10 protein-coding genes are annotated in these 9,345 nt (G+C 66.5%); 2 read left to right on the plus strand and 8 right to left on the minus strand.

What is annotated here, in order from left to right:
- Together VJ655_RS03415 and lpxC are read right to left on the minus strand one after the other, a co-directional pair.
- Nucleotides 1-88, minus strand: an 88-nt coding sequence (locus tag VJ655_RS03415) for a hypothetical protein (protein ID WP_324098288.1), incomplete at its 3' end; no start/stop codon positions are given.
- A gap of 99 nt (nucleotides 89-187) precedes the next feature.
- The gene (lpxC, locus tag VJ655_RS03420; RefSeq protein ID WP_324098267.1) at nucleotides 188-1,084 is read right to left on the minus strand and encodes a UDP-3-O-acyl-N-acetylglucosamine deacetylase; all 897 of its coding nucleotides are present in this window, start codon (nucleotides 1,082-1,084) and stop codon (nucleotides 188-190) included.
- 285 nt (nucleotides 1,085-1,369) lie between these two features.
- On the opposite strand from lpxC, the gene VJ655_RS03425 reads away from it, so the two are divergent.
- On the plus strand, nucleotides 1,370-3,460 hold the full coding sequence (locus tag VJ655_RS03425) for a S9 family peptidase (protein WP_324098269.1): 2,091 nt from the start codon (nucleotides 1,370-1,372) through the stop codon (nucleotides 3,458-3,460).
- Between the two features lie 136 nt (nucleotides 3,461-3,596).
- Here VJ655_RS03425 and VJ655_RS03430 read toward each other — a convergent pair whose 3' ends face one another.
- The 6 genes from VJ655_RS03430 to yajC form a co-directional block, all read right to left on the minus strand.
- On the minus strand, nucleotides 3,597-4,310 hold the full coding sequence (locus VJ655_RS03430) for a squalene/phytoene synthase family protein (protein WP_324098271.1): 714 nt from the start codon (nucleotides 4,308-4,310) through the stop codon (nucleotides 3,597-3,599).
- 72 nt (nucleotides 4,311-4,382) lie between these two features.
- Nucleotides 4,383-4,997, minus strand: coding sequence for a urate hydroxylase PuuD (locus tag VJ655_RS03435; RefSeq protein WP_324098274.1), 615 nt, complete (start codon nucleotides 4,995-4,997; stop codon nucleotides 4,383-4,385).
- A 94-nt stretch (nucleotides 4,998-5,091) separates the two neighbouring features.
- Nucleotides 5,092-5,445 carry an Mth938-like domain-containing protein gene (locus VJ655_RS03440; RefSeq protein ID WP_324098277.1) on the minus strand — a complete coding sequence of 118 codons (354 nt, stop codon included), beginning with the start codon at nucleotides 5,443-5,445 and terminating at the stop codon, nucleotides 5,092-5,094.
- Nucleotides 5,445-6,395 (minus strand): protein translocase subunit SecF, encoded by a 951-nt coding sequence (gene secF / locus VJ655_RS03445; protein ID WP_324098279.1) that lies wholly within the window; start codon nucleotides 6,393-6,395, stop codon nucleotides 5,445-5,447. Before secF ends, VJ655_RS03440 begins: the two co-directional genes overlap by 1 nt.
- A gap of 11 nt (nucleotides 6,396-6,406) precedes the next feature.
- A complete protein-coding gene (gene secD, locus VJ655_RS03450; RefSeq protein ID WP_324098281.1) occupies nucleotides 6,407-8,005 on the minus strand; it encodes a protein translocase subunit SecD in 1,599 nt (532 codons plus the stop codon).
- Nucleotides 8,006-8,147: 142 nt separating this feature from the next.
- On the minus strand, nucleotides 8,148-8,453 hold the full coding sequence (gene yajC / locus VJ655_RS03455; protein WP_324098283.1) for a preprotein translocase subunit YajC: 306 nt from the start codon (nucleotides 8,451-8,453) through the stop codon (nucleotides 8,148-8,150).
- Between the two features lie 119 nt (nucleotides 8,454-8,572).
- Between yajC and VJ655_RS03460 the strand changes: the two genes are divergently transcribed.
- Nucleotides 8,573-9,345 (plus strand): ATP-binding protein (locus VJ655_RS03460; protein ID WP_324098285.1); only part of this gene is annotated, 773 nt, incomplete at its 3' end.

Genomic DNA, 9,345 nt, shown 5'->3' on the forward strand with positions numbered 1-9,345 from the left:
CGCAGCCCGCCACCGACACGGCGACGAGAACAGCGGCGATAGTGACGGCCGAACGTCCCGAGAAATTACGAAGCACGGAGTCTCTCACCCTCGAAGCAAACGTGCGCCCCTGCGCCGTGCAAGGCTTCTACACCACGCCGCAAAAGGCGCAAATGCGAACGCCGAGCCCCGACTCCCGGAGACGCTCTTAAACCGCTTCAGCCAGTTCCGACGCGAGGGCGCGTAGGCGCCAGGCGCGCGGCTGAGCCAGCAACGCTCTAACCACGGCGTTATTGAGGCCATGGCCGGCGAGAACGCCGTCGAAGCGGCCGAGGATCGGCTTGCCCAGCACATAGAGGTCGCCAATGGCGTCCAGAGCCTTGTGGCGAACGAACTCGTCCGGACGGCGCAGGCCCTCCGGGTTCAGCACGCGGTCGCCGTCGATGACCACGGCGTTCTCCATCGAGCCGCCGCGGGCCAGGCCGATGGCGCGCAGGGCTTCGACGTCGCGAACGAAGCCGAAGGTGCGGCAGTTGGAGAGTTCGGCGCGGAACGATTCTTCGTCGACGACCAGGTCGACGGCCTGGCGGCCGATGGCCTTGCTGTCGAAGGCGATCTCGAAGGCAACCTCGAAGCGGTCCGACGGCAGCAGCGCGGCGCGCTTGTCGCCCTCCTCCACCGTGATCGGGGCCAGGATCTCGATGTACTGGCGGACGGCTTCCTGCTTGCGGCGGCCGGCGCGGTCCAGGATCTGGATGAAGGGCTCGGACGAGCCGTCCATGATCGGCACTTCGGGGCCGTCCAGCTCGACGACGCAGTTGTCGATCGACAGGGCCGACAAGGCCGCCATCAGGTGCTCAATGGTCGAGACGCGGACGTCGTCGCCGTTTCCGATCACCGTGCCCAGCTGTGTCTGGCAGACCGCCTGGGCGCTGACGGGGACGCGGTTGTCACGGTCGTGCACGTCGGTCCGCACGAAGACGATCCCCGCGTCGGGCGCCGCCGGACGCACCACCACGCGCACGTGCGCGCCGGTGTGCAGGCCAGTCCCCGCGAAGATCACCGGTCCTGCGACCGTGTGCTGAAAATAACCCGAAGCCGACACCAGAGACCCTTATCGTTGGACGGACGGCTCTACGGCCACCCTATCGCCCCGACTAACCATGTAGGAAGGATGCTGCGCCGCGGCAAAGCAAGTCCTGTTTCGGATTGTTACGCTCTAAGCGACTGACTTAATTACAGTTTTGTTACGTGGAGACGTGCACGGAAACAGACCGCCGCTCGGCGAGCCGGGCTCGGGATTCTCTTGCCGGCTCCCCTAGCCGGTGGCGAAAAGCGGGACTAGGCTCCGCGGCCACAGGGGATAACCGTTTCCGGGAATTTCGGTTTCATGATCAAGACCTTGCGTTTCGCCGCCTCGGCCGCCGTCCTGTCGCTCGCCCTGGCGGGCGCGGTCCAGGCGCAGGCGCCCAAGCCGCACGTCTTCACCGCCAAGGACATGGCCAGCCTGGATCGCCTCAGCGATCCCCGGGTCTCGCCCGACGGCCGCTACGTGCTCTATGCGGTGCGGACCATGGATTATCCGGCCAACAAGGCCTCGATGTCCCTGTGGATCGCCGACCTGAAAACCAAGATGGCCCCCCGTCGGCTGAAGATCTCCGACGGCGGCGCGTCGAGCGGCCGCTGGAGCGCCGACGGCAAGGCGATCTACTTCACCTCCAGCCGCGCCGGCGGAACCGAGCAGGTGTTCCGCACCGACGTGATGGGCGAAACCGCCGTCCAGGTCACCTCGGCGCCGCTCGATGTCCAGGCCTACAAGATCGCCCCGGACGGAAAGACCATCGTGATCGGCCTGGCCGTGTTCCCCGAATGCGCCGACTTCGCCTGCACCGAGGCCAAGCTGGCGGCCAAGACCGCGACCAAGGCCACGGGCGTGGTCTATGACCGCCTGTTCGTCCGCCACTGGGATGCATGGAGCGACGGAACCAAGAACCACCTTTTCGCCTGGACGCTGGGTCCCGATGGCGTGGCGACCGGCCAGCCGATCGACCTGATGAAGGGCTTCGACGGTGATACGCCCACCAAGCCCTATGGCGGGGACGAGGACTTCACGATCAGCTTCGACAGCAAGAGCGTGATCTTCTCCGCCAAGGTGGCGGGCAAGGACGAACCCTGGACCACCAATTACGACATGTGGGGCGTTCCGCTGGATGGTTCGGCCAAGCCGGTCAACTATACCGCCGACAACAAGGCCTGGGACACGACGGGGATCGCCTCGCCGGACGGCAAGCTGATCGCCTACCGCGCCATGAAGCGCCCGGGTTTCGAGGCCGACCGCTTCGCGATCATGATCTATGACGAGACGACCCAGAAGCTGCGCGAGCTGGCGCCCACCTGGGACCGCTCGGCCGACGCCATCGCCTGGAGTCGCGACGGCAAGACCATCTACGCCACCGCCCTCGACGTCGGCCAGGGCAAGCTGTTCGCCATCGACGTCAAGACCAGCAAGGTCACCGCCCTGACCGGCGAGGGCCACGTCACCGCCTTCGACGTCGGTCCGAACGGGATCGTCTACGCCTCCGACTCGCTGAAGAGCCCGTCGGAGCTGTTCATGCTGACCAAGAAGGGGCCGCCGATCCGTGTGGCCAGTGTCAGCGACGAGGCCTTGAAGGACGTGGCCTGGGGCGAGCCCGAGCAGTTCGACTTCAAGGGCTGGAACGACGAGACCGTGCACGGCTTCGTCCTGAAGCCCGCCAACTTCGATCCGGCCAAGAAGTATCCGGTGGCCTTCCTGATCCACGGGGGCCCGCAGGGCTCGTTCAGCAACAGCTGGTCGTATCGCTGGAACCCGCAAGTCTACGCCAACGCCGGCTATGCGGTGGTGATGGTCGATTTCCATGGCTCGACCGGCTACGGCCAGGCCTTCACCGACGCGATCAGCCAGCACTGGGGCGACCGCCCGCTGGAAGACCTGCAGAAGGGCTGGGCCTTCGCCACCCAGAAGTATGGCTTCCTGGACGCCGACCGCGCCTGCGCCCTGGGCGCCTCTTACGGCGGCTACATGATCAACTGGATCGCGGGCGCCTGGAACCAGCCCTGGAAGTGCCTGGTGGACCATGACGGCGTCTTCGACACTCGCGCCATGGGCTACGCCACCGAGGAGCTGTGGTTCACCGAGTGGGAGAACGGCGGGACGCCCTGGCAGCCCAACACCACCTACGAGACGTTCAATCCGGTGAATCACGTGGGAAGCTGGACCAAGCCGCAGCTGGTGATCCAGGGCCAACTGGACTACCGCATCCCGGTCGAGCAAGGCCTGGCCGCCTTCACCGCCCTGCAGCGCAAGGGCGTCCCCAGCAAGCTCTTGTACTTCCCGAACGAGAACCACTGGGTGCTGAAGGCCCAGAACTCGGTGCAGTGGCACAAGGAGGTGCTGGACTGGCTGGATCAGTGGACGGGGAACACGCGTCCGGGGAAGTAAATCTTTGCTCCAATCCTTATCCGCTCATCCCCGCGAAAGCGGGGACCCAAGCTGACTCTCGGGTCATGGTGAGGCGGTGACTAAGATCCAACCTCGGCTTGGGTCCCCGCTTTCGCGGGGATGAGCGGTGTGAGGCTCAGAGCTTTCCGGTAGCCACCGCGACGGTGAGGCGCGCCTTCTTCTCAAGCTCGCCCATCTCGCGCCCGGCCACATAGGCCCGCGCCAGCGCCGCCGGGGCCACGGCCGGGAAGGCCGCCACGGGCAGCCCCCTCACCTCGGCTCGTGCCGCCTTGAGCTGTTCCTCGACGCGGCGCTTTACGTCGGCTTGCGTCCAGTCGGCCGGCAGCCGGTCGCATCCCGCCTGTTTCAGCCGCCACAGTCCTGAGAGCCCCCAGGCCCGCGCCGCGCCCTTCACGGCGTGCGGATCGGCGCTGGGATCCAGCCGCCGCGCGGCCAGCACCGCCAGCGCGCCAGCCGTGCCGTCGACATAGGTCCGCACCGCCGCCTCGTCCGCCAGAGGCCCTTCGTCGAGGTCGGCGAAGCGGGCGTCGGCCAGGGTCGCCAGGACGTTCGGATCGAAGCCCGAGGCGGCGAGAGCCTCGACATTGGGATGCTTGCGCGGCGTCCTGCCGGCCGCGATCTCTTCCATCGCCTCGCGCCACCAGGTCAGGCGGATCTCGCCCATCAGGGCGTTGGAGACGCCGCCCGCCACCCGAGCCAGCTCGTAGTTCAGGCCATAGAGCGCGATCACGTCGGCCCGCGCGGCCATATCGCCGATGAACCGGCTCGCCAGCCAGCGGTCCGGATCGACGCGGCGGACGAGGTCGTCGAGGGTTTCGGTGTCGGCCATGGATCACAAACGAAGAAGGCCCGCCGGCGGATTCGCGGCGGGCCCTCCCCTTACACGATTTGCGGTCGGTGTTTAGCCAAACAGCGTCTGGTTCATCGCCATGGTCGCCAGCATCGGGATGCTGAGCAGGGTGTTGGTGCGCGAGAACAGCATGGCCATCTTGGCTGCCTTGGCCTTGGCGTCCGCGTCGGCCTCGACCATGCCAAGGGCGATCTTCTGGTTCGGCCAGATGAAGACCCAAACGTTGAGGAACATCACCGTGGCCAACCACATGCCGGTGCCGATGAAGGTGAAGCTCATGTCGACGCCGGGCGTGTAGCCGCCGGCCAGGCCCAAGGTGAAGGCCTCGACCAGATAGCCGCGGCTGTAGGCTAGGATCACGCCCATCACCCACGTCGCCAGCGCCGCCCAGCGGAACCAGAACAGGGCCTCGGGCGCGATGTACTTGCTGACCGCCGGCTTCAGCTCAGCCGGAATCTGCGGCATCACCCGGATCTGCACGAAGTTGAAATAGTACAGCAGCCCGATCCACAGGATGCCGAACATCACGTGCAGCCAGCGGAAGATGGCTTGGAAGTAGACCTCGCCGTGGCCCTGCGGGCTGTGCGAGTAGCCAATCACGATCACCAGGGCCAGCACGAAGCTGACGATGATGGTGTTGCGGAAGTTCGAAAGCAGTCCAGACATCGGTTTCCCCCTCGGATCCCTATTGCTTGGGCGGGAACCATAGGCTGCTTTGGAGGAGTCGGCAAAGTTCCGGCGAACAACGTTTCCTTACGGCTCAGACCGCGATCAGCGCCGCCGCCATCCGCCGGCCTTCGCTGGCCAGGACGTTGTAGGTCCGAGCGGCCGCCTCGGTGCTCATGAACTCCAGCCCCACCCCCGCGGCCTTCAGGGCGTCGCGAACCGGTCGTGGCGGCAGGGCGTTGGCGAGACCCACGCCCAGCAGCACGAACTCCACGGTCCCTTGGGCGGCGAACACCTCGGCGAACGACGCCGGCGTCAGGTCGGCCAAGGCGGTCACGGCCCAGTCGCGCGGCTGGTCGTCGACGATCAGCAGCGAGCCGGGCCGCCAGACGCCAGCGACCCGAAAGCCGCCGCCGCCCCAGGCGTCGATGGACGGCGGCTGGCGCATCAGGGCCGCGAGGCGGCGCCGAGCTTGATCGGCGTGGCCTCTTCGTCGTTGCGCTTGACGCCCCACACCAAGATCAGCGGCAGGGCGATGTAGATCGAGGAATAGGTGCCGATGACGATGCCGAACACCATGGTGAAGACCAGTGGGAACAGCACGGGACCGCCGAAGATCATCGTGCCGCCCAGGGCCAGCAGGGCCGTGGTGCCGGTGATGATCGTCCGCGACAGACGCTCGTTCTCCGACAGGTCGATGATGTCGCGCAGCGGCGTGGTCTTGTACTTGCGCAGGTTCTCTTTCAGACGGTCGAAGGTGATGACCTTCTCGTTCATCGAATAGCCGATGACCGTCAGCAGGGCCGCGATCTCGGTCATCGAGAACTCGATGTGCACGACCGACAGCAGGCCCAGGGTCAGGACGATGTCGTGAATCACGGCCACGACCGCGCCCGTGCCGTACGACAGGCCGAAGCGGAACCAGATGTAGCCCAGGGTCAGCAGCAGGGCCACGCCCAGGGCCTTGAAGCCGGACATCAGCAGCTCGCCCGAGACCTTGGCGCCGACTTCGGAGCGGCTGGTCACCTTCAGGTCGGGGAAGCGCTTAACAAGCTCGGCCTCGACATGCTTGGACGCGGCGCTGGCGGCCTCGCCCTTGGCCGGCAGGAACTTGATCATGGCCGAGTTCGGCTGGCTGGCGAAGCCTTGCACCTGGGCGTCGTGGGCGCCGATCTGGTTCATCGCCACGCGCAGCTCGGCGAGCGGCGCGGGACGCGACATGGCGATCTCCAGGGCGTTGCCGCCCTTGAAGTCGATGCCCAGGTTCAACCCCTGCAGGAACAGCGAGGCGACCGCCCCGACGATCAGCAGGGCCGAGAAGACGGCGGCGACCGGCGCCCAGCGCACGAAGCGATAGTGGGTGGAGCGCGGGATGTAGCGAATGAGGGGCCAACGCATGGTCGGATCTCCTATGCGATCGGCAGCTTCTTCGGCTTGGTGGCCTTGAACCACCAGCCGATGAGCACTTGGGTGATGAAGATAGCGGTGAACAGCGAGGTGAACACGCCGATCACCAGGGTCCAGGCGAAGCCCTTCACCGGTCCCGAGCCGAAGCTGAACATGATCAGGCCCGAAATCAGGCTGGTGATGTTGGCGTCCAGGATCGAGGTCAGGGCCAGCTTGTAGCCGTGGTCGGCCGCGGCCATGGGCGTGCGCCCGGCGTTGGCCTCGTCGCGCATCCGCTCGTAGATCAGCACGTTGGCGTCGACGGCCACGGCCAGGGTCAGGATCAGACCGGCGATGCCAGGGAAGGTCAGGGTCGCCTGAGTCATCGACATGATGCCGACGATCAGCAGGACGTTGACGACCAGGGCGATGGCCGCGAAGCCGCCGAACAGGCCATAGGCCAGGATCACGAACACGAACATGGCGGCCGCGCCGATCGCCAGCGAGATCGAGCCGGCCTTGACGGCGTCGGCGCCGAGTTCGGCGGTCACGGTGCGCTGGTCCTCGACGTTCAGCGGCGCGGGCAGCGCGCCCGATCGCAGCAGCAGCGACAGTTCGTTGGCGCTCTGGACGGTGAAATTGCCGGTGATGATGCCGCTGCCGCCGGTGATGGGGCCGTTGATCACGGGCGCCGACAGGACCTTGTCGTCGAGCACGATCGCGAACCGCTTGCCGACGTTGCGGGCCGTGAGGTCGCCAAACTTGCGGCCGCCCGAGGCGTTGAAGGTCAATTGAACGACCGGATTTCCGCTCTGCGGATCGAACTGCTGCTGGGCGTTGGTCAGTTCCTCGCCCGAGACCAGGGCGCGCTTCTTGACCACGTAGTACGGTGAGTACTGGTCGCCCGGCAGGACTTCGGAACCCGGCGGGATACGGCCGGCCTGCACGTCTTCCGGTGTCACCGTCTCGTCGACCATCTGGAAGGTCAGCTTGGCGGTCTTGCCGATGATGGCGCGCAGCTTCTCCGGATCGCTCTCGCCCGGGGCCTGGATCATGATCCGGTTGTCGCCCTGGCGGTTGATCGAGGGCTCCTTGGTGCCCAGGCTGTCGATACGGCGACGGATGGTCTCGATCGACTGCTCAACGGCCTTGACGGAGTCGGCCTTGGCGGCCTCCGGCACGAAGCGGACCTCGATGCGGTTGTCGCCCTTGCCCGAAACCGACACGTCCTTGCCGCCGATCACGCCGGCCAGCGGCGCGCCGAGGTTCTTGCGCAGCAGGTTGAGCGCGTCGTTGTAGTGGGCGGCGTCGCCGATGCGGACGCTGATCACCTCGCCCTGCTGGGCCAGTTCGCCGAATGGGATCTGCTCGCCGCGCAGCTGCGTGCGGACGTCTTCCGTCAGGTTCGACAGCCGCTCACGGTGCAGGGCGTCGGTGTCCACCTCATAAAGCAGATACGAGCCGCCTTGCAGGTCGAGGCCGAGGTTCAGCTTCTGGTGCGGCAGCCAGCCGGGCATGGCGTCCAGCGTCTTCTGCGGAAGGACGTTGGGCAGGGAGAACAGGATGCCGAAGATCACCGACAGGGTGACGGCGATGATCTTCCAGCGGGAGAGGGTCAGCATGGATCAGTGACTTTCAGGCGACGTCGCGCGCGACGCCTCGAGACGGGTTCCAGAGCGTGATAGCCGACGGCGTGTGCGGTCTCGGCGGCTGTCACGCTCCAGAATTAGAAGCCGAGCCTGCGAAGGCAGGCTCGGTTACGCCTTAGTTCTTGGCGTCGTTGGCCGCGGCCGGCTCGCCCTTTGCGCGGACCTCGGTGATCATGCCCTTGACGACCTTCACGGTGACGCCTTGGGCAATCTCGACGCCCACTTCCTTGTCTTCGACGCGCACGATCTTGCCCAGCACGCCCGACGAGAGGACGACGCTGTCGCCGCGTTTCAGGTTGGCCAGCATGGTCTGATGCTCTTTCGCGCGCTTCTGCTGCGGGCGGATGAGCATGAAGTAGAACAGCACCACCATCAGCAGGATGGGGGCGATCTGCAGGATCTGGGCGTTCAGGTTGTTCATGGGCACTCCAAGAAATTCCGTAAGGCGCGCCGCCTAACATAGGGTCGCGCCAAGTCGGCGGAAGCTATGCGTTCGCCTCCCCTTTTGCAATGCGAGCCCGCGAGGGTATGGAACGAGCCATGACCGACGCGACCGCTCCCCTGCTCACACGCATCGCCGACGCCCTGGAGCGCCTGGCGCCTCCGCCGGCTATCGCCCCCGATTTCGCCGGCGCGCGCCTCTTCCGGCACGAGCCCGCGACCGGCGCCTTCGCCGCCGCCCCCGACTATCCGCTCTCGCTGGACCTGCTGGTCGGCATCGAGCGGCAGAAGGCGCGGTTCGTCGAGAACCTGCGCCGCTTCGCCGTCGGCCTGCCCTGTAACCACGTGCTGTTGTGGGGCGTGCGCGGCACGGGCAAGAGCTCGGTGACCAAGGCGGCCTTCGTGGCCCTGGCCGACACCCATCCCGACCTGAAGCTGATCGAGGTTGATCGCGACGAGGTCGCGGCGCTGCCTCCGCTGTTTGATCTGCTGCGCGCCCGCGCCGAGCGCTTCGTGGTGCTGTGCGACGACCTCTCGTTCGAGGACGGCGCGGCGGCGGCCAAGGCGCTAAAGTCGGCGCTGGAGGGCGGCGTCTCGGGGCCGCCCGAGAACGTGCTGTTCGTGGCCACCTCGAACCGTCGCCACCTGATGCCGCGCGACCATGTCGAGAGCCAGGGCGCGATCGCCGCCGCCGAGAACGCCGAGGAGGAGATGAGCGTCTCCGACCGCTTCGGCCTCTGGATTGGCTTCCCGCCGATGGATCAGGACACCTATCTGAGCGCCATTCACGCCTATGCCGAGCGGTTCGGGCTCAAGGCGCCGGATCTCGATCGCCGCGCCCTGCAATGGTCCACCCAGCGCGGCGGCCGCTC

The organism is Caulobacter sp. (assembly GCF_035254145.1).
In the GTDB taxonomy this organism is placed as follows: Bacteria; Pseudomonadota; Alphaproteobacteria; order Caulobacterales; family Caulobacteraceae; genus Caulobacter.